Source organism: Lysobacter sp. 22409 (genome assembly GCF_052045105.1).
GTDB lineage: Bacteria > Pseudomonadota > Gammaproteobacteria > Xanthomonadales > Xanthomonadaceae > Lysobacter > Lysobacter antibioticus_B.
The window spans coordinates 1-20,261 of the sequence record NZ_JBQEOE010000005.1 but is presented as its reverse complement, the minus strand read 5'-3'; the positions used below and the strand labels follow the sequence as shown (position 1 = coordinate 20,261).

Genomic DNA, 20,261 nt, shown 5'->3' with positions numbered 1-20,261 from the left:
CGACCGGTTCATCGTCGACCATGGCGTATCGACGGCAACGCGATGCGGATAACGCAATGCGGTTAAATCCAAATCCGTCAAAATATTCCGTTAAAACACCGTATTGCCAAGGAATTCGTTTCGGGCGTACGCAATCGCCAAGTGACTCGCGTCACGTCTTTGAAGTCGCGAGCTTGCTTCGTGTTGACCCTGCAAGAATCAGCTCTTACATTCCGCACCGTCACTTTCGGCGCACTGCAACATGTTGCGTGCACCGAGTCGCCGACGGCACGGAGCCGGACGAAAGGCCCGAACCATGCACCCTCGGGCTCTGAGATTCTGCAGCCGCCGGCATCGCGCACGCGAGGTCGAAACTTTCCCGGGCCGTTCCGATGCCCCCTTCAAGGTGAGACCTACCGCACGTGTTCAACCGGGTTTTGATGGTCTGCATCGGCAACATCTGCCGAAGTCCGACCGCTGAAGTACTACTGCGGCACCGCCTGCAAGGCAAGAACATCGTCGTCGAGTCGGCGGGCCTGGCCGCGGTGGTCGGCCATCCGATCGACGCCACCGCGCAAGTCCTGCTCAACGAGCACGGCTTGAACGGCGAGTCGCACGTGGCGCGGCAGATCGATCGCGCCATGATCGATTCGGCCGACCTGATCCTGGCGATGGAGCGCAAACACCTCGACGCGGTGCTGCAGTTGGCGCCGCACGCACGTGGCAAGACCTACCTGCTGGGCAAATGGCAGGACGACACCGCGGTTCCGGACCCGTACCGGAAACCGCGCAGCGCTTTCGAACAGGCCTATCAGCTGATCAACTCAGGGGTGAGTAGCTGGGCGGCCCGTCTTTGACATAGCACGATCCACTCTTCAGCAGGTCTCACCCCAATGTCGAAAACATCCGCGGCTCCTGGTCCGTCTCAGGACGATAACGATGAGATCGATCTGGCCGCGCTACTCGGCACGCTTATCGACCACAAGTGGCTGATCGCCAGCGTCACCGCGGCCGGTTTCGCCCTCAGCGTCGCCTATGCCCTGCTCGCCGCGCCTGTGTACCAGGCCAACGCGATGATCCAGGTCGAATCCAATACCCCCACCCTGCCCGGCCTCAATGCGGTCTCGCAGGTGCTGACCGATTCGGCGCCGCAGGCGGTCACCGAGATCGCGCTGTTGACCTCGCGTGCGGTGGTCGGCAAGGCGGTGCAAGACCTCAAGCTCGACGTGCAGGTCGAACCCAGGCAGTTTCCGCTGATCGGCGGCGTGCTGTCGCGTGGTTTCAGCCCGTCGACGCCGGGCGAAGTCGCTTCGCCGTGGTTCGGCCTGAGCAGCTACGGCTGGGGCGGCGAGCGCCTCGACGTGTTCCAGTTCGACGTCTCCAAGGAACTGCTCGGCCTGCCGCTGACCTTGGTCGCCGACAACGCCGGCGCGTACCGCTTATACGACGAAGACGACACCCTACTGCTGACCGGCAAGGTCGGCGAGCCCGCCGCGGGCGGCGGCGTCAAACTGCAGATCAAGGAGATGGCGGCCAACCCGGGCATGCGCTTCGACCTGGTCAAACTGCCGAGCCTGGCGATCATCACCGCCCTGCAAAAGAACCTGACCGCGACCGAGCGCGCCAAGGACTCCGGCATCATCCAGCTGAGCTATCTGCTCGGCGACCCGGGCCAGGCCGCCGCGACCCTGGACGCGATCACCCGCCAGTACACCCGCCAGAACGTCGAACGCAATTCCGCCGAAGCCGCCAACAGCCTGGAATTCGTCAAGGGCCAGTTGCCGAACGTGCGCCGCGACCTGGAGAAGGCCGAGCAGGCGCTCAACGCCTATCAGTCGCAAGCGCATACCGTCGACATCACCGTCGAGACCAAGTCCTACCTCGACCAGATCGTCGCCCTCGACAACAGCATCTCGCAATTGAAGATGCAGCAGGCCGAAGTCAGCCGCCGCTATACCCCCAAGCACCCGGCCTACCGGGCGCTGCTGGAACAGCTCGGCGAGATCGAAGCGCGCAAGAAGGAACTCAGCGACCGCATCGGCGGCCTGCCCGAGACCCAGCAGGAACTGCTGCGCCTGACCCGCGACATGCAGGTCAGCACCCAGACCTACACCAACCTGCTCAACCAGGCCCAGCAGCTCGACATCGCACGCGCCGGCACGGTCGGCAACGCTCGCGTCATCGACCCCTCGGTGGTCGACGTCAACGAGCCGGTCAAGCCCAAGCGCCTACAGTTGGTGCTGATCGGCACCTTCCTCGGCGCGTTCGCGGCGATCGGCTGGGTGCTGGTGCGGCAGATGCTTAACCGCGGCGTCGAGGAGGCCAAGGAAATCGAACAGCTGGGCCTGCCGGTCTACGCCTCGATTCCGATGAGCCAGTACCAGCGCGACCACGAAAGCCTCGGCAAGCAGTTGCGCAGCAACGGCAAGCGCCACGACAAGCCGCACCTGTTGTCGCTGGATGCGCCCAACGATCTGGCGATCGAGGCCATGCGCAGCCTGCGCACCGGCCTGCACTTCGCCATGATGGAGGCCAAGAACAACATCCTGATGATCTGCGGCTCGGGCCCGAGCGCCGGCAAGACCTTCGTCTCGACCAACCTGGCCACCGTCATCAGCCAAGGCGGCCAGCGCGTGCTGCTGATCGACGCCGACCTGCGCCGCGGCACCCTGCATCGGGTCATGGGCCACACCAACCAGAACGGTTTGTCCGATCTGCTGGTCGGCCGCGTCGACATCGCCGGCGCGACGCGTCATTCGACCATCCCCGGGCTGGACTTCATTCCGCGCGGACAGGTGCCGCCGAATCCGTCCGAGCTGTTGATGCACCCGAACTTCGCCACGCTGTTGAACACGGTGTCGCAACGCTATGACCTGGTAGTCATCGACACCCCGCCGATCCTGGCGGTGACCGACGCGGCGATCATCGGCCGCTACGCCGGCACCAGCCTGCTGGTCGCGCGTTTCGGCTTCAACTCCGCCAAGGAACTGGCGCTCGCCAAGCAGCGCTTCGAGCAGAACGGTATCGAGCTCAGGGGCGCCATTCTCAATGCGGTCGAGAAGCGCCATGACAGTACCTACGCCTACGGTTACGAATACCAACCGATCGCCGAACGCTGATCCGCACATCGCTGCGCCGGCAGGACCCGCGCGCAGCGAACGCCGTCGATGCGCCGCTCCGTGCTCGCTGCGATCGGGTGCTGCGAATGCCGTCGGTTCTGCCGATGCGGTCGCAGGCGCGATGCGAACCGGATCGAGAGCGAAACTCGATCGGCGTACATATGCACGACGCGCTTTCGCTTATGCAAAAGCGCTATTTGGAACCGCCGACGGCTGCGGCACAGTCGCAGGGTCGGCGCGGTTTGATGCAAGGCGAACGTTTCCGCTCATTCGCCGCAGCGATGACATTGCAGCGTCATGCAAGCAGAGCAGCCTGTCGGCGCTGCGGTATCGCCGCAAGGAGCGCACGCGGACAGCCGACCGACTGCAGCGATGGAACATACAGCGGGCGGCACCGGCGATCGCGAAACCCAGTTGCCGGATCCGCAAAAAAGCCGCTTTTTTCGAGGAAAACGACGATACGCAAGGCGACGGCAACGCATGGACACTTCTTGGCCATTGGATGTTTTTACGCAGCGCTAACCAATGCGTAATCGAACGTCGCAGTTCGCATGCGAAGCGCAACCCAGAACAGAATCACGCTCGCTCACTCGCCGCGAATGCGAACGACAAATGAACGAAACATGAGATTCGTTCGCGACGGGACGACGTCACCGTGAAAGCCCTTACGGATTCACAGTATTTCCTGAACTCGAGATGGCAATCTAGGCGCACGTATGCAGCTCACCGTGTAGTACACAGGCAAGCAGTCGCGCACGAGCACGCATGCAAACGGACGCTGCCGCAGGCAGACGATCCCAGCGACATGCGATGCACAGCGCATCTGCACCCACGGCCGCCGGACATGTCGATCAGTCATTCCACTTTTGTTTTTGAAAACCATTATTCGAATCGACCGGCATCGACCGGCCGACGCACCGCGAACAACCGCAAGAACAACTAGAAACGCCAAAGGGACGATCACCGTGGGGGGCGGCGATTGTCGGCCAGGTCAACGAAGACTACCCCCGGACTCATCGTCATGCTGGATGAAAAATTTGCGATAGCGTGCGCCCTCGCGCTATTCGTCACCTGTGTCGCGATGTACGCGATGCATCCTCTGGCCGAGCACATAGGCCTGGTCGACCGGCCCAATGCGCGCAAGCGGCATCAGGGGCATATCCCGGTCATCGGCGGCCTGTGTTTCTTCGCCGGCCTGCTCGCCGGCGCGGTCTACCTCGGCCTCGCCGACCGCTATGCGCTCTCGCTGCTCGGCAGCGCCGCGCTGATCGTGGTGGTCGGCGCGATCGACGACGCCAAGGACCTCAGCGTGCGCTCGCGCCTGTTCGTGCAGGTGCTGGCGACCGGCCTGATGATCACCGGCAGCGGCCTCTACCTCAACGACGTCGGCAACGTCTTCGGTACCGGCCCGATCCGCCTCGGTCTGCTCGGCATTCCGCTGACCGTGATCGGCGTGGTCGGCCTGATCAATGCCTTCAACATGCTCGACGGTATCGACGGCCTGGCCGGCAGCCTGGCCCTGGTCAGCATCGCCGCGATCCTGCTGTTCGATCGCGCCGGCCTGCTCTCGCAAGGCGCCCTGCCCTTGTTGCCGGTGCTGTTCGCGGCCTTGATTCCTTACCTGTTCGTCAACCTCGGCGGCTGGCGCGGGCGCAAGATCTTCATGGGCGACGCCGGCAGCATGCTGCTGGGCTACGTGCTCGCATGGAGCCTGATCTACATGAACCAGCGCGGCACGCCGCGCATCCACGCCGCCGCCGTGCTGTGGTGCGTGGCCCTGCCGGTGATCGACACCTTGGCGGTGATGTACCGCCGCGTGCGCCAGGGGCGTTCGCCGTTCAAGCCCGACCGCCAGCACCTGCACTACATGCTGCTCGATTCCGGCCGCTCGCCGCGCGCGACTCTGCTGATTTTGATCGCCGCTGCCTGCGTCCTGACCGCGCTGGGTTACTCGCTGCGCGGTGCGGGGCTCGGCCTGAACCTGTTGCTGTTCTTCGGCCTGCTCGGCGGTTACACCACCGCGACCACCCACGGCTGGAAGCCGCAGCCCGCTTCGGCCTGGCAGCCCGAGGGCGAGACCGCAACCGCAACCGCTCCCGCGCTCGCCGAAGCCGCGACCCTGAGCTTCGGCCGCAACGAGTTGTTCGGCGACGACGCCGCGACCCTGCCGGCGATGGCCTCGACCGCGGCGATGCCGCAGTCGGCCTACCGCATCAAGACCTTGTGCGTGTTCGGTACGCGTCCGGAAGCGATCAAGATGGCGCCGCTGGCTTTGCTGCTCGCCGGCGACCCTCGCTTCGAGGCGCGCGTGTGCGTGACCGGCCAGCACCGGCAGATGCTCGACCAGGTGCTGACCCTGTTCGACATTCAACCCGATTACGACCTGGCGATCATGAAGCCGGGCCAGGACCTGACCGACGTCACCACCGCGATCCTGACCGGCATGAAGCGTGTGCTGTCGGAGCTCAAGCCCGACGTGGTGCTGGTGCACGGCGACACCTCGACCACCATGGCCACCACCCTGGCGGCGTATTACCAGCAGATTCCGGTTGCCCATGTCGAAGCCGGCCTGCGCACCGGCAATCTGTACTCGCCGTGGCCGGAAGAAGCCAACCGCAAGCTCACCGGCGCCCTCGCCGCGATCCATTTCGCGCCGACCGAGTCGTCGAGCGACAACCTGCGCGCCGAAGGCATTCCGACCGACCGCATCGAGATCACCGGCAACACCGTGATCGACGCGCTCAAGCAAGTGGTGCAGCGCATCGAGCGTACGCCGGCGTTGCGCGCCGAGTTGTCCGCGCAGTTCGCTTTCCTGCGCCCGGAACGCCGCGTGGTGCTGGTCACCGGCCATCGCCGCGAAAGCTTCGGCGGCGGTTTCGAGCGCATCTGCCACGCCCTGCGCGACATCGCCCTGCGCCATCCGGACGTCGACATCGTCTATCCGGTGCATCTCAACCCGCAGGTGCGCGAGCCGGTCAACCGCCTGCTCAGCGACATGCCGCAGATCCACCTGATCGAGCCGCTGGACTACCTGCCGTTCGTGTATCTGATGAACGCGGCCCACATCATCCTGACCGACTCCGGCGGCATCCAGGAAGAAGCGCCCTCGCTCGGCAAGCCGGTGCTGGTCATGCGCGACACCACCGAGCGTCCGGAAGCGGTCGGCGCGGGCACGGTCAAGCTGGTCGGCACCGACCGCAAGGCGATCGCCGACGGCATCACCGCCTTGCTCGACGATCCCGCCGCGTATCAGGCCATGAGCATCGCCCATAACCCCTACGGCGACGGCAAGGCCTGCCAGCGCATCGTCGAAGCCCTGGCCGGCCTCAAGACCACGGCCTCGCAATTGGCGGCCTGACGTCCGCATCCACAGGCGCCGCGGGCTTGCGCCTGCGCGCCGCATGCGCACCGGAGGCGGCCCGTCCGCCTCCGCCGTGCATTGGTACTTTCCCGTTCGTACGGCCCCTTTTCGCAACGTCTCTTAATCGAGCAGCAACGCCCTCCCCCGCGGGCATTCAACGGAGTCTTTCATGAGTTTCGAAACCGTCTCGGTCATCGGCCTTGGCTACATCGGATTGCCCACCGCCGCCGCGTTCGCCGCAGCGCGTAAAAAGGTGATCGGCATCGACATCAACCGCCATGCCGTCGATACCATCAACCGGGGCGAAATCCACATCGTCGAACCGGAACTCGACGTCGCCGTGCGCGCGGCGGTCACCGGCGGCTTCCTGCGCGCCTCGACCCAGCCCGAACCCGCCGACGCCTTCCTGATCGCCGTGCCGACGCCGTTCAAGGGCGACCACGAGCCCGACCTGGCCTACATCGAAGCCGCCGGCAAAGCCTTGGCGCCGGTGCTCAAGAAGGGCGACCTGGTGGTGCTGGAATCGACCTCGCCGGTCGGCGCCACCGAGCGTCTGGCCGACTGGCTCGCCGCGGCGCGCCCGGACCTGAGCTTCCCGCAGCAGGCCGGCGAACAGGCCGACGTCAACGTCGCCTACTGTCCCGAGCGCGTGTTGCCGGGCCACGTCATGCGCGAGCTGATCGAGAACGATCGCGTCATCGGCGGCATGACTCCGCGTTGTTCGGAGCGCGCCTGCGAGCTCTACAAGAGCTTCGTGCGCGGCGAATGCGTGGTCACCAACGCTCGCACCGCGGAGATGTGCAAGCTCACCGAGAACGCCTTCCGCGACGTCAACATCGCCTTCGCCAACGAGCTGTCGATCATCTGCGACAAGCTCGGCATCAACGTCTGGGACCTGGTGCGCCTGGCCAACCGCCATCCGCGCGTCAACATCCTGCAGCCGGGCCCCGGCGTCGGCGGCCACTGCATCGCGGTCGACCCGTGGTTCATCGTCGACAGCGCACCGGAAGAAGCGCGCCTGATCCGCACCGCGCGCGAGGTCAACAACGGCAAGCCGGCCTGGGTCATGAACAAGGTCGAGGAAGCGATCGAGCAGGCGCAGGCCGACGGCAAGCAGGGCAAGGACCTGACCATCGCCGTGTTCGGCCTGGCCTTCAAACCCGACATCGACGACCTGCGCGAAAGCCCGGCGCTCGACATCGCAATCGAACTGGCCAACCGCCACCCGGGCCGCGTGCTCGCGGTCGAGCCGCACATCTCGGTGCTGCCGGACAAGCTCAACTCGCCGAACGTGATCCTGGTGGACCTGCCGACCGCGAGCGCGCAGGCCGACATCGCGGTGTTGCTGGTCGATCACAAACCCTTCAAGGAGCTGTCGATGCCGGCGCACCTGAAGATCATCGACACCAAGGGCATATGGACCTGAGCGCCGCAAGGCGCTCGACCCGGACACGACCACGATGATGCGGCGACTGATCACCACGGCCAGCCTGTCGGCGTTGAGCGCCATGGCGTCGCGTGGCGCGGTGTTCGCCGGCATCTTGTTCACCGCGCATTCGCTGGGCCCCACCGCGTTCGGTCAGTTCACCCTGATCCAGACCACCGCGCTGTTGTTCACCACCTTCTGCGCGTTGAGCCTGGGGCAGATGGCGACCAAGATCGTCGCCGAGGCCGCGGCCACCGATCCGCGCCGCATCGCCACGGCGCTGACCGTGTCCTACGGTTCGGCGCTGTTCGCCTCGCTGCTGTTCGCGGCTTTGTTGCTCGCCCTGTCGTACCCGCTGGCAGTCAAGGTCGGCGGATCGAACGATCTGGTCGCGGTGTACGCCGCCTCGGCGCTGTTGGTGCTGACCGGCTTCCTCACCGCGATCCAGAACGGCGTCGCCCTGGCCTTGCACAAGGTCAAGGAACAGGCGCTGGCCAATCTGCTCAGCGCGCCGCTGGTGTTCCTGGCGATCGTGCTGGCCGCGTTGCGCCGAGACATCGCCTGGGCGATCTACGGCTACATCGCCGCGCAGATCGTGATCGTGCTCGGCCAGGAACATGCGCTGCGCCGCTATCGCCGCGAGCAGGGCCACCGTCTGTCGCTGCGCGCCACCGAACGCGGCGACTGGACCGTGCTGTGGAAGCTCGGCCTGCCCTCGTCGGTGTCGGGCCTGCTGACCATGCCGAGCATCTGGCTGTCGATGGTGATGCTGTCGAGCAGCGTCGGCGGCGCCACCAGCCTCGGCAATTTCTCGCTCGGCAACCAGGCGCGTTCGATCCTGATGTTCGGCATGGGCGTGGTCGCCAACGCCACCCTGCCGCTGCTGGCGGCGGCGCTGGCGCGCGGCGACAAGCACGAGGCCAACACCGCCTTGCGTCACTCGATCCTGTTGCTGGTCACGGTCACCGCCGCCGTCGCCGGCCTGGTCGCAGTGGCCGCGCCGCCCTTGATCCATCGCTTCGCCCCGGCCTACGCCGGCGCGATCGTGCCGCTGCAATGGCTGTTGCTGTCGACCGTGGCGATGGCGCCGACCACCATCCTGATGCGCAAGGCCACCGCCGACGGCCGGCCCGGCGTGCTGTTCGCCGGCAATGCGGTGTTCTCGGCCGCCCTGCTCGGCGCCAGCGTGCTGGCCCTGCGCCTGCACGGCGGCGCCACCGGCCTGGCGATCGCCTACGTCGTCGCCACCACCGCCCAGTTGTTGACCTTCGCATTGTGCAATCGCGGCGAGTTCCGCAAAGCGCTGCCTGGAAGCCCCCAATGAACGTATCGCGCCTGCTCAAGAAATCCGTCGTGCTGTCGGTCATCCGCATCGGCTGGTTCATCAAGCCCGGCCTGGTGACGCGCTTGTTCACCTGGTTCCTGCGCTCGGAAGGCGCGCACATCGAGGGCATGCCGAACTATCTGTCGGCCAAGATCTGGTTCGACGGCACGGATTATTCGCTGATCACCCTCGGCGAGGGCTGCACCATCTCCAGCAACGTGCGCATCCTGACCCACGACGCGGCGATCAACACCGTGGCCAAGGAGCTCGGCATCCGCTTCGACAAACCCGAGATACGCATCAAGCCGGTGCGCATCGGCCGTTTCAGCTTCATCGGCACCGGCTCGATCATCATGCCGGGCGCCGACATCGGCGCCGGCTGCATCGTCGCCGCCGGCAGCGTGGTGCGCGGCAAGATCGCTCCGCTCAGCATCGTCATGGGCAGCCCGGCCCAGGTAGTCGGCTCGGTCACCGACTACCTCGCCAAGACCCACCCGCATCTGTTGCCGAGCGCGGTGCGCGAGACCGCCCATCCGCACCCCGAACCCGAACCGAGCTCCTGGCGCAACCGCGGCAACGCGCACTGAGCCCGGTCCCTTCTTTCAGCCCCTTCCCTCCACCGCAGCACTGACGGATCAATCACGGCGTCGTCTTGGCGATTCTCTATTTCATCTTCTTCACGAGCCTGACCCTGGTGACGTTCCTGCGCGTCGGCGGGCGGATGGACCGTATGTTCGTCAAGCCGATCTACGCCTTCCTACTCGGCATGGCCTTCATCTACGGCTTCATGCCGTGGGTGAAGGAACTGCGCGGCATCCAGTCCTACCCGTTCTATTACTCGACCGACGCCAAGGCCATGGCGCTGATGCTGTCGGTGATGTTCTGCATCTCCGGCATCGGCGGTTACCTGGCGATGGGCGGGTTCTCGACGCCGTCGCTGCCCAAGGTGCGCAGCCTGACCGCGCGCGAACGCCGCCGCGTGCTGGTGCTGGTCGGCATTCCAGCGATGGCGGCGGTGCTGTACCTGGCGCGCACCATCGCCAGCCACGACCTCGCCGACTACATGCGCGACCGCATCGTGATCCGGCGCGGTCTCGGCCCGGCGGTGGTGCTGGCCTTCGCCGCGATCTGCTACGGCGCGATCCTGGTCACCAATTATCTGGCCGAAAAGAAAGAGCGCGGCCGCAGCCCGGCGCTGTGGCGGCTGATCGCGATCTCGGCCACGGTGCTGGTGATCGCCGTAGCGTTCGTGGCGATGGGCAACCGCAACTTCGTCTTCAGCCTGATCGCGATCATCTTGTTCGCCTCGCTGTCGATGTTCCCCGGGCGCTTGCGCAAGGCACTGATGCTGTTGCCGGTGATGCTGGCGCTGGCGCTGGGCTTCTCGGCCTGGGCCAAGATCCGCACCACCCTCGACAGCGCCGGCCCCTCGGCGCTGAGCGGCCAAGACCCGACCGAGCTGCTCGTATACGGTTTGAACGGCGCCTTCGGCAACAGCGAAAACCTAATCTGGCTGGCCCAGCACGATTACGCCTGGCATCCGCTGTGGGGCGAGACCCTGTTCGCCGCCGCGGTCAATCCGGTGCCGCGCGCGATCTGGCCCGACAAGCCCTTCGGCGGCGGCCCGGCGTTCCGCAACATGATCTATCCCGGCAGCTACACCCTCGACGGCGAAAAGCTGACCTCCTACACCACCGGCCTGCCGACCGAGGGCTACATGAACTTCGGCATGCTCGGCCTGATCCTGTTCGGCGCGGCCAACGGCATCTGCCTGGCCTTGATACGCAACGCGTATTCGCGGATGCGCACGGTCACCCCGGTCGGGGTGGTGATCTACAGCTTCTCGATCTTCATGTTCTCGATTGGATTTCTGTATATGGAACTGCTCGGCGGCTGGAGCCGTTATTTCATCACCGTGTTGCTGCTGTTCGTGGTGAGTTACCTCGGCAACCGGCCGATCCGCTCCAGGCTGGTGACGGCATGAACGCGATCATTCTCGGCCAGGGCAACCCCTACCTGAAGAATCCGTATTTGAGCAAGTTGTCGAAGGTGCTCGAAAGCGCGTCGATCCCCTACGAGTTCTGGATCTGGAGCCGCGACAAGCAGGCCGCCGAACTGCCGCGGGTGAAGGTGCTGCTGAGCTTCGGCTCCTGGGGCGGCGGCGCGGTCAATGCCCTCGGCTACGCCCTGTGGGTGGCCTGGCTGACCTTGCGGGTGTTCGTGCAGCCGCGCGCCGGCATTTATTTCTGCTCGCGCCTGGACGCCGCTCTGCCCTGCGCCCTGGTCGCTTCGGTGCGCCGCTGCCAATACGTCTTCCTCGACCGCGACAAGCTGTCCAAGAGCTACGCCTGGCCGAAGCCGGTCAAGCGGATCATCGAATGGGTCGAGGGCTTCGTCGGCCGCCGCGCTTCCCTGCACGTGCTGCCGGGCGCCTCGCGCGCGGTCGACGGCGACGCCGCCAACATCCGCATCGTCCGCAACACCCCGCACACCGACGTGATCGAGCGTGCGCGCAGCCTCGCCGCCGAGCTGCCGCCGAAGAGCGGGCGCCTGCGTGTACTCATCAGCGGCCTGATCTCGCCCGAACGCGGCGCGACCATGATGCGCGAAGCGGTCGAGCAGACCGCCGGCCGCATCGAGTTCGTCGCCGCCGGACGCCTGCTCGGCGACGACGCCAAGCGCCTGGCCGAACTGCTCGGGCCGCATTACCGCGGCATCGTCAGCAACGAGGACGCGCTGGCGCTTTTGCTCAGCGCCGACGTGGTGCTGGCCTTCTACGACCCCTCGTTGGAGATCAACCGCCTGGCCGAGCCGAACAAGTGGTTCGATTGCGCCGCGCTGGAGATTCCGTTCTTCACCAACCCCGGCCTGAGCACCTCGCAGCCGTTCGAAGACGCGCAGGCCTGTTTCCTGTGCGACTACGGCGACAGCCGCCAGCTCAGCGAACAGCTGCTGCGCATCGCCGAGGCGCCGGCCCTGCTCGAACAGCGCCGCGCCGGCCTGCGCACCCTGCGCTACGAAGCCTGGGACACGGCGATGGCGCGGGTGATCGCCGAATGCGCGAGCCTGCAGCCATGAGTCTTCCTCGTGAAACCCCGCTGATCTGCCTGCGTCACTGAGCCGGCCTACCGATCGGCCGCGCGGCTCCCTCCAGCCGGCGCGGCATCCCCCCTCTCGATACGTACTGGAATCACCATGCAACAGGTCCTGCAAAACCTGCGCGACGGCAGCACCGAAATCGCCGACGTGCCCGCCCCCGCCCTGCGCCGCGGCCATCTGCTGATCCGCACCCACGTCACCCTGGTGTCGGCCGGCACCGAGCGTATGCTGGTCGAGTTCGGCAAGGCCAACATGCTGCAGAAGGCGCGCCAGCAACCCGACAAGGTGCGCATGGTGCTGGAGAAGATCCGCACCGACGGCCTGGCCACCACTGTCGACGCGGTGCGCAGCAAGCTCGACCAACCGCTGGCCCTGGGCTATTGCAACGTCGGCACGGTGATCGGCGTCGGTGCCGGCGTGACCGGTTTCGAAATCGGCGACCGCATCGCCTCCAACGGCAAGCACGCCGAAGTGGTGGCGGTGCCGTCCAACCTGTGCGTCAAGATTCCCGACGGCGTCGGCGACGAAGCCGCGGCCTTCACCGTGCTCGGCGCGATCGCCCTGCAAGGTATCCGCCTGGTCCAGCCGAGCCTCGGCGAAGCGGTGGTGGTGACCGGCCTGGGCCTGATCGGCCTGATCACCGTGCAACTGCTGCGCGCCCACGGCTGCCGCGTGCTCGGCATCGACTTCGACAGCTCCAAGCTCGCCATCGCGCGCAGCTACGGCGCCGAGACGGTCGACCTGTCCAAGGGCGAAGACCCGCTGGCCGCGGCGCAGGCATTCTCGCGCGGACGCGGCGTCGACGCGGTGCTGATCACCGCCTCGACCAAGAGCAACGAACCGGTCTCGCAGGCCGCGCACATGTGCCGCAAGCGCGGCCGCATCGTCCTGGTCGGGGTCACCGGCCTGGAACTGTCACGCGCGGATTTCTACGAGAAGGAACTGTCGTTCCAGGTGTCGTGCTCGTACGGCCCGGGCCGCTACGATCCGTCCTACGAGGAACGCGGCAACGACTATCCGGTCGCCTTCGTGCGCTGGACCGAACAACGCAACTTCGAGGCCGTGCTCGACATGATGGCCAGCCGCGCGATCGACGCGCCGCCGCTGATCAGCCATCGCTACTCGATCGCCGAGGCCGAACAGGCCTATGCCCTGCTCGGCGGCCACGAGCCCTCGCTTGGCATCGTCCTCGACTACGGGCGCGACAAGGCGATTCCGGAGACCCTGGTGCGCCGCACCGTGCCGCTGTCGGTCAAGACCCCGGCCGCGACCTCCGATACCGACAAGGGCGGCGACGCGATCGCCTTCATCGGCGCCGGCAACTACGCCGGCCGCGTGCTGATCCCGGCCTTCGCCAAGGCCGGCGCCGAACTGCACACGGTGGTGTCCAGCGGCGGCGTCAGCAGCGTCCACTTCGGCAAGAAGTTCGGTTTCCGCAACGCCAGCACCGACACCGACGCGACCCTGCGCGAGAACGGCGTGGGCTCGGTGGTGATCGCGACCCAGCACGGCAGCCATGCCGAGCTGACCCTGAAGGCGCTGCGCCACGGCAAGCACGTATTCGTCGAAAAACCGCTGTGCCTGACCCTGGACGAGTTGCAGGCGATCGAAAAGGCCTACGCCGAGCATTCGATCTACGGCCGCCCGCCGGTGCTGATGGTCGGCTTCAACCGCCGCTTCGCCCCGCAGGTGCAGAAGATGCGCACGCTGCTGGCCGGCGTGCGCGAGCCCAAGTCGTTCGTGATGACGGTCAACGCCGGCGCGATCCCGGCCGACCACTGGACCCAGGACAGCCAGCTCGGCGGCGGCCGCCTGATCGGCGAGGCCTGCCATTTCGTCGACCTGCTGCGCTTCCTCGCCGACTCGCCGATCCTCGGCCACCAGCTCACCGCGGTCGGCAACGTCCCCGGCGCCGGCATCCGCAGCGACCGGGTCAGCTTCACCCTGAGCTTCGCCGACGGCTCGTTCGGCACCGTGCATTACCTCGCCAACGGCGACAAGAGCTTCCCCAAGGAACGTCTGGAGGTGTTCACTGCCGGCCGCGTGCTGCAGTTGGACAACTTCCGCCGCTTGCGCGGCTACGGTTGGCCGGGCTTCAAGAAGATGAACCTGTGGCGCCAGGACAAGGGCCAGGCGCAGTGCGCCGCCGCCTTCATCCAGGCGGTGAAGGGCCAGGCCGCAGCGCCGATCCCCGCCGAAGACGTGTTCGAGGTGGCGCGCGTCACCATCGAATTGGACGCCTCGGTCTGAACGCCATGCGCCGCCTCGTCGCCTCTCCGAGCGGAATACGGTCGTGACCTCGTCGTCGCGAGTGCCGCGCCTGTGGCACACGGTGCGCCATCTGCGCGCCGTGCAGATCTACGGCCGCGCCTGGCACCGCCTGCACCGCCCGCGCATCGACGATTCGCCGGCGCCGCCGCCGGCGGTCGTGCGCGATCGCTGGCGCGGTTGCGCGCGCGCGGCCTCGATGCTGAGCGCGCAGCGCTTCCGTTTCCTCAACGACGAACACGAGATCGCCGGCGACGATTGGAACAGCACCGCCCTGCCGAAGCTGTGGTTGTACAACCTGCATTACTTCGACGATCTCAACGCCGACGACGCGGCGGCGCGGCTGGCCTGGCATCGCGACCTGATCCGGCAATGGATCGCGGCCAATCCACCGGCCGCCGGCAACGGCTGGGAGCCGTATTGCCTGTCGCTGCGCATCGTCAACTGGGTCAAATGGTGCTGCGCCGGCGACACCGTCACCGACCCGGCGCTGCGCCGCAGCGTGCTCAACAGCCTGGCGACGCAGGCGCGTTATCTGCGCGGCCGCCTGGAACGGCATTTGCTCGGCAACCATCTGTGGGCCAACTACAAGGCACTGCTGTTCGCCGGCGCCTTCTTCGACGGCGCCGAAGCCGAACGCTGGCGCAGCGTCGGCCTGCGCGGTCTGCGCGCCGAGATCGACGAGCAGATCCTCGCCGACGGCGGGCATTTCGAACGCAGCCCGATGTACCACGCGATCCTGCTCGAGGACTTGCTCGACCTGGTGCAGTTGGCGACCTTGTTCCCGGGCGCCTTCCCCGAACGCGACATCGAATTGTGGCGCCAGCGTGCGAGCCGCATGCTCGGCTGGCTGGCGGTGATGACGCATCCCGACGGCGGCATCGCCTTCTTCAACGACGCCGCCCACGGCATCGCCCCGACCCTGGCGCAGTTGCAGGCCTATGCGCGCTTGCTCGGCGTGGCGGTGCCGGCAGCCTGCGACGATGCACAGCAGGTGCTGCCGGTGTCGGGCTATGTACGGCTGCAATGCGGACCCGCGGTGCTGATCGCCGACGTCGGCGAAATCGGCCCGGCTTATCTGCCCGGCCATGCCCACGCCGACACCCTCAGCTTCGAGCTCTCGCTCGGCGGCCGCCGGGTGTTGGCCAACGCCGGCACCTCGCGCTACGACATCGGCGCCGAGCGCCTGTGGCAACGCGGCACCGCCTCGCATAACACGGTCGAAATCGACGATGCCGATTCCTCCGAAGTCTGGAGCAGTTTCCGCGTCGCCCGCCGCGCCCATCCGCTTGCGGTCGAACACGGCCGCAACGACGAGGGGCTGTGGCTCAGCGCCGCCCACGACGGCTACCGGCGCCTCAAGGGCCGGCCGCTGCATCGCCGGCGCTGGGTATTGCAAGCCGGCTCGCTGCGCGTCGAGGACCGCATCGAAGGCGAGTTCGAGCGCGCCGTCGCCCGCTTCCGCTTGATGCCCGACGTCCGCCTCGACGGCCCGCAACTGCGCCTGGACGAATCGCGCTTGGGCGAATCGCGCCTGGGCGAATCCGGCGCGGTGCGCTGGCAGGTCGAACCGGCGAACGCAACGACCGCCGCGGCCCGCAGCACCTATCACGCCGGCTTCGGCCTGAGCGAAGCCTGCGATGTCCTCGAAATCGCGCTGCCCCCCGAGGCCGGCGCGCTGACCACCACGTTCCATTGGGATTGCTGAGTTCTCATGCGCATTCTGTTTCTGTCGGACAATTTCCCGCCCGAAGGCAATGCGCCGGCCACGCGCACCTACGAGCACGCGGTGCGCTGGGTGCGCGCCGGGCACGAGGTGACGGTGATCACCTGCGCGCCGAATTTCCCCGAGGGCAAGCTGTTCGACGGCTACCGCAATGCCTGGCGCAGCGTCGAGACCGTCGACGGCATCCGCGTGGTCCGGGTCAAGACCTACATCACCGCCAACGAGGGCTTCGTCAAGCGCACCCTCGACTATCTGAGCTTCATGGCCGCCTCGGTCGTCGCCGGCCTGTTCGAGCCGCGCCACGACGTGGTGGTGGCGACCTCGCCGCAGTTCTTCTGCGCGCTCGGCGGCTGGGCGTTGGCGCGCCTGCGCCGGCGGCCGTTCGTGTTCGAGCTGCGCGATCTGTGGCCGGCCTCGATCACCGCGGTCGGCGCGATGAAGCGCAGCGCCGCGGTGCGCGCGCTCGAACGCCTGGAGATGTTCCTGTACCGCAGCGCCGACGCGATCGTGCCGGTCACCCACACCTTCCGCGAAGAACTCATCCAGCGCGGTATCGCCGCCGACAAGATCCACGTCGTGCTCAACGGCGTCGACCTGCAACGCTACGCCCCGGCCGCGCGCGACGAGGCCCTGAGCCGCCAGTACGACCTGGACGGCCGCTTCGTGGTCGGCTACCTCGGCACCCACGGCATGGCCCATGGCCTGGAGAAGGTCGTCGACGCCGCCGAGCGGCTGCAGCACGATCCGCGCATCGCCTTCTTCTTCGCCGGCAGCGGCGCCGAGCGTGCTCGCGTCGAGCGCCTGGTCGCCGAGCGCGGGCTGAGCAACGTGCGCATGATCCCGCGCCAGCCGAAGGAGATGATGCCGAAGCTGTGGAGCCTGTGCGACATCTCGCTGATCCCGCTACGCAACAACGCGGTGTTCTCCGGGGTGATCCCGTCCAAGCTGTTCGAAGGCATGGGCATGGGCATCCCCGCGCTGATGTCGCTGCCGCGCGGCGAAGCCACCCGCATCGTCGAAACCACCGACTGCGGCGTGTGCGTGCCGCCGGAAGACGCCGAGGCGATGGCCGCGGCGATCCTGGCGTTGGTCGAAGACCCCGGCCGTATGCGCCGCCTGCGCGATTCCAGCCTGGCCGCGGCGCCCTCGTATTCGCGCGACCGCCAGGCCGCGTTGATGACCGACGCCCTGGCCCGGCTGCTCGACGACGACACCGCCGACCTGGCGCGGGTGGCGAAGTAAGCCTGCGGCCATGACCGGCATCGGCCGATGGTTGGCGTGGCCGCTGGAACCGCTGCACTTGTCGTGCTGCCTGCTGGTGCTGGCGTTGCTGGCCTTCGCCTTGCGCCGGCGCCGTGGCGCGCTGGCCTTAATCGGGATCAGTCTGGCTTGGTCGTTGCTGTGGTCGCTGCCGGCAGCCTCCAACGCGCTGCGCAATAGCCTGGCGCTGCGCTATCCCCCGCAATCCGCACAGGGGCTGCCGACGGTCGATGCGATCGTCGTGCTCGGCGGCGGTATCGGCAGCGTCGCCTGGTTCGAACAGGGCGATCCCAACGATCCGCGCCTCGCCGGCAACCGCGTCGCCCTGGGGGCGCGCGCCTGGCACGACGGCCGCGCGCCATGGGTCTTGCTCAGCGGCGGCCCGACCCCACGCACCCACGGCGTCAGCGAAGCGCGCGAGATGGCCGCGGCGATGCACGCGCTCGGCGTACCCGAGCGCGCCCTGGTGCTGGACGAGCGCAGCCGCAGCACCGGCGACAACGCCCGCAACAGCGCGCAGTGGGCGCGCACGCACGGATGGCGCAGGGTCGCTCTGGTGACCTCGTCCCTGCACATGAGCCGCGCGCGGGCGCTGTTCGAGCGACAAGGCCTGCAGGTGCTGCCGCTGGCTTCGGCGGAGAAAGATTTCGAGCCGGTGCCGAAGCACGGCGCGGCGTCGCCGTGGTGGCCGACCCGCCGTGCCCTGCGCCGCAGCGGCGAGGCGTTCAAAGAGTACGCCGGCCTGCTCGCGGCCAAGCTCGGCGTCGGCGGCTGAGCCGGGCTGGGTTGAGCCGGGTTGCGCGCTAGGGCGCAGGCTCTTCCACGAATGCAGCCAGACCGCGTTGCCCTCGCGCGGTCACGTTCAAGGCGCGCGAGTATTGGATGCGGCGCAGCCAGCCCTGGGCGATGAAACGATCCAGCAAGACCGCGCCAAGCACGCCGGCCAGATGATGGCGGCGTTCGCTCCAGTCCAGGCAGGCTCGGCACAGCGGCCGACGGGTGCGCGGCAAGGCCTCCAGCGCGATCCCGGCTTCGGCGACGAAACCGCGGCCGCGCTCGGTGAGCTGCAGGTCGTCGTCGCCCAGATGCAGAAAACCGCGGCGCACGAAGCTGTCGTGCACGCGCACGCCCCACTCGCCGGCGAGGTGGTCGTAGCAGACCCGCGCCTTGCGCAGCGCCAGGTCGCTCGGCCCGACGCTGACCGGCGCATCCGAGATGCGGTACGCCACCCGCATCAGATCCTCGAGCAACCGCACCACATCGTCGTCGGCGATGCGGAAGTAACGATGGCGGCCCTGCTTCTCGACGCTGAGCAGGCGCGCTTCGGTCAGCGCCGACAAATGCGCGCTGGCGGTCGGGCGGGCCACGCCGGCGGCCTCCGCCAGTTCAGTCGCGGTGAGGGCGCGACCGGCCATGAGCGCGGTCAGGATGTCGACGCGGGCGCGGTCGCCGATCAGCGCGGCGACCCGGTTGAGGTTGGCGGAAATGTCCATGCGGCGATCCTGCATCACGCCCGGCGGGAATACTTCGATACTGAGCGAAGCATCGCCCCGGCGGCAATCGCTATGGTGCCGGCCACCTCTCCCGGAGCCCAACGATGCGCATCGCCTGCATGATCCGTTACCGGATCGACCCCTTCCAGCTCGACGCCTTCCGCCGCTACGCCGAAGCCTGGGGCCGCATCATCCCGCGTTGCGGCGGCGACCTGCTCGGCTACTTCCTGCCGCACGAAGGCAGCAACGACATCGCCTGGGGACTGATCGCCTTCGACAGCCTGGCCGACTACGAGACCTACCGCGCCCGCCTCAAGACCGATGCCGAAGGCCGCGACAACTTCGCCTTCGCCCGCGAACACCGCTTCATCCTGCGCGAGGAACGCAGCTGGACCGAAATCGTCGATGGCGCGTTCCGTATGCCTGCAACCATGGGCGTGCCGGCATGATCGCGGTGATCTTCGAAGCGCAGCCGCATCCGCAGGCCCGCCCGGATTACCTCGACGCGGCCGAACGCTTGCGGCCCTTGCTCGCGCAGATCGACGGTTTCGTCTCGATCGAACGTTTCGAGAGTCTGAGCCGGCCCGGCAAGCTGTTGTCGTTGTCGTACTGGCGCGACGAGGATGCGGTGAGGCAATGGCGCAATCTCGAACTGCACCGGCAGATCCAGGAGATGGGTCGGGATTCGATCTTCGCCGACTATCGGCTGCGCGTGGCGGAAGTTGTGCGCGACTACGGCCTGTATGATCGCGCGCAGGCGCCCGAAGACTCGCGCCGGCGGCACGACGAGTAGTCGCCACAAACGTTTTAGCTTTAGCCGTTGCCGTTGCCGAGGTCTTGATCTGCTTTGCCGCTTTACCGGTCAAGTGGAGACCCGGAGGGCGGCGCACAGGACGTGCGCCCAGCCTTTAAAAAGGAATGACTCGATAGGACAAGGATGTCCTATCGAAAAATCCCGGCGCGCGCATCGCACTCTGGCCTGTACCCTTGCAAGGAAAGCCCTTTTCTTTGGTTACCTTTGACCGAAGGGAATCCAGACGAACTTTTGGGCTTAGCAAAAGAAAGTAACCCGGCCGCGTCAGCGGACGGAAGCTCTGCACTTGCTTGAAGGGAACGTCGGAGGCCGGCAGGATGTGGTCGCGGCTTGCGCCGCTCCTACTCTTGAAGCGGCGACCGTTACGCCTCAACCTCGTGACGCCCCCGGCT

16 protein-coding genes are annotated in these 20,261 nt (G+C 67.0%); 15 read left to right on the top strand and 1 reads right to left on the bottom strand.

Annotation, left to right across the window (positions count from 1 at the left end; all coding sequences use genetic code 11):
- The first annotated feature begins 401 nt into the window (after positions 1 to 401).
- The 13 genes from ACTJJK_RS03965 (at position 402) to ACTJJK_RS03905 (ending at position 18,337) form a co-directional block, all read left to right on the top strand.
- Positions 402 to 836 (top strand): low molecular weight protein-tyrosine-phosphatase, encoded by a 435-nt coding sequence (locus tag ACTJJK_RS03965; protein WP_031372789.1) that lies wholly within the window; start codon positions 402 to 404, stop codon positions 834 to 836.
- Between the two features lie 36 nt (positions 837 to 872).
- Positions 873 to 3,098 (top strand): polysaccharide biosynthesis tyrosine autokinase, encoded by a 2,226-nt coding sequence (locus ACTJJK_RS03960; protein ID WP_031372788.1) that lies wholly within the window; start codon positions 873 to 875, stop codon positions 3,096 to 3,098.
- Between the two features lie 121 nt (positions 3,099 to 3,219).
- Complete coding sequence (locus ACTJJK_RS03955; RefSeq protein ID WP_223620551.1) at positions 3,220 to 3,714, top strand: hypothetical protein; 495 nt, start codon at positions 3,220 to 3,222, stop codon at positions 3,712 to 3,714.
- Between the two features lie 474 nt (positions 3,715 to 4,188).
- The gene (gene wecB, locus ACTJJK_RS03950) at positions 4,189 to 6,456 is read left to right on the top strand and encodes a non-hydrolyzing UDP-N-acetylglucosamine 2-epimerase (RefSeq protein ID WP_440729525.1); all 2,268 of its coding nucleotides are present in this window, start codon (positions 4,189 to 4,191) and stop codon (positions 6,454 to 6,456) included.
- Between the two features lie 172 nt (positions 6,457 to 6,628).
- Positions 6,629 to 7,885, top strand: coding sequence for a UDP-N-acetyl-D-mannosamine dehydrogenase (gene wecC / locus ACTJJK_RS03945; protein WP_031372786.1), 1,257 nt, complete (start codon positions 6,629 to 6,631; stop codon positions 7,883 to 7,885).
- Positions 7,886 to 7,919: 34 nt separating this feature from the next.
- On the top strand, positions 7,920 to 9,209 hold the full coding sequence (locus ACTJJK_RS03940) for an oligosaccharide flippase family protein (RefSeq protein ID WP_440729524.1): 1,290 nt from the start codon (positions 7,920 to 7,922) through the stop codon (positions 9,207 to 9,209).
- Positions 9,206 to 9,796 (top strand): acyltransferase, encoded by a 591-nt coding sequence (locus ACTJJK_RS03935; RefSeq protein ID WP_051885147.1) that lies wholly within the window; start codon positions 9,206 to 9,208, stop codon positions 9,794 to 9,796. The genes ACTJJK_RS03940 and ACTJJK_RS03935 overlap by 4 nt, the downstream gene beginning before the upstream one ends.
- 65 nt (positions 9,797 to 9,861) lie before the next feature.
- On the top strand, positions 9,862 to 11,193 hold the full coding sequence (locus ACTJJK_RS03930; RefSeq protein WP_031372783.1) for a hypothetical protein: 1,332 nt from the start codon (positions 9,862 to 9,864) through the stop codon (positions 11,191 to 11,193).
- Positions 11,190 to 12,287, top strand: a complete 1,098-nt coding sequence (locus ACTJJK_RS03925) for a hypothetical protein (protein ID WP_031372782.1) — start codon at positions 11,190 to 11,192, stop codon at positions 12,285 to 12,287. The genes ACTJJK_RS03930 and ACTJJK_RS03925 overlap by 4 nt, the downstream gene beginning before the upstream one ends.
- A 117-nt stretch (positions 12,288 to 12,404) precedes the next feature.
- Complete coding sequence (locus ACTJJK_RS03920) at positions 12,405 to 14,558, top strand: bi-domain-containing oxidoreductase (protein WP_440729523.1); 2,154 nt, start codon at positions 12,405 to 12,407, stop codon at positions 14,556 to 14,558.
- Between the two features lie 43 nt (positions 14,559 to 14,601).
- Positions 14,602 to 16,284: a heparinase II/III family protein gene (locus ACTJJK_RS03915; protein ID WP_440729522.1), complete on the top strand. Its 1,683-nt coding sequence runs from the start codon at positions 14,602 to 14,604 to the stop codon at positions 16,282 to 16,284.
- 6 nt (positions 16,285 to 16,290) lie between these two features.
- Positions 16,291 to 17,544, top strand: coding sequence for a glycosyltransferase family 4 protein (locus ACTJJK_RS03910; protein ID WP_440729521.1), 1,254 nt, complete (start codon positions 16,291 to 16,293; stop codon positions 17,542 to 17,544).
- Between the two features lie 10 nt (positions 17,545 to 17,554).
- Positions 17,555 to 18,337 (top strand): YdcF family protein, encoded by a 783-nt coding sequence (locus ACTJJK_RS03905; RefSeq protein ID WP_440729520.1) that lies wholly within the window; start codon positions 17,555 to 17,557, stop codon positions 18,335 to 18,337.
- A gap of 28 nt (positions 18,338 to 18,365) precedes the next feature.
- Here ACTJJK_RS03905 and ACTJJK_RS03900 read toward each other — a convergent pair whose 3' ends face one another.
- Positions 18,366 to 19,055 carry an ArsR/SmtB family transcription factor gene (locus ACTJJK_RS03900; RefSeq protein ID WP_031372777.1) on the bottom strand — a complete coding sequence of 230 codons (690 nt, stop codon included), beginning with the start codon at positions 19,053 to 19,055 and terminating at the stop codon, positions 18,366 to 18,368.
- 104 nt (positions 19,056 to 19,159) lie between these two features.
- On the opposite strand from ACTJJK_RS03900, the gene ACTJJK_RS03895 reads away from it, so the two are divergent.
- Positions 19,160 to 19,504 carry an NIPSNAP family protein gene (locus ACTJJK_RS03895; RefSeq protein ID WP_440729519.1) on the top strand — a complete coding sequence of 115 codons (345 nt, stop codon included), beginning with the start codon at positions 19,160 to 19,162 and terminating at the stop codon, positions 19,502 to 19,504.
- Positions 19,501 to 19,848 carry an antibiotic biosynthesis monooxygenase family protein gene (locus ACTJJK_RS03890; RefSeq protein WP_440729518.1) on the top strand — a complete coding sequence of 116 codons (348 nt, stop codon included), beginning with the start codon at positions 19,501 to 19,503 and terminating at the stop codon, positions 19,846 to 19,848. The genes ACTJJK_RS03895 and ACTJJK_RS03890 overlap by 4 nt, the downstream gene beginning before the upstream one ends.
- Positions 19,849 to 20,261 lie beyond the last annotated feature (413 nt).